1 protein-coding gene is annotated in these 409 nt (G+C 48.7%); it reads left to right on the forward strand.

Annotation, left to right across the window (positions count from 1 at the left end):
- Window positions 1-409, forward strand: a 409-nt coding sequence (locus tag KH400_RS29840; RefSeq protein WP_217228157.1) for a hypothetical protein, incomplete at both ends; no start/stop codon positions are given.

A 409-nucleotide genomic window follows, 5' to 3' on the forward strand; every position in this document is an offset into this window, starting at 1 on the left:
GAAGAAGGGAAAGAAAGGGAGGGAGAAGAGGAGGAAGGAGAAGAAAGAGGAAGGGAGGAAGAAAGAAAGGAGGGAAAGAAGGGAAAGGGAGAGGAAAAGGGAAAAAGGAGAGGAAAGGAGAGGGAGGAGGAGAGAAAGAGGGAAGGAAAAGGGGAGAGAGAAAGAAGAGAAAAAAAAGGGGGGGGAGGGAAGGAGGGGAAAAAGAAAAGAGAAAAGGGAGGAAAAGAAAAAGGGAAAAAGGGGGAGGGAAGAGGAAGGGAGGAGGGGAGGAGAAGAGGAAAAGAAGGGAAAGGAGGAAGAGGAGGAGGGGGAAGGAGAAGGAGAGAAGGAAAAGAAAGGGAAAGAAAAAGAGGGGAAGGGGAAAGAAGAAAAGGGAGAAAAGAAGGAGAAGGAAAAGGAGGGGGAAAAG

This window comes from Desertibacillus haloalkaliphilus (genome assembly GCF_019039105.1).
In the GTDB taxonomy this organism is placed as follows: Bacteria; Bacillota; Bacilli; order Bacillales; family KJ1-10-99; genus Desertibacillus; species Desertibacillus haloalkaliphilus.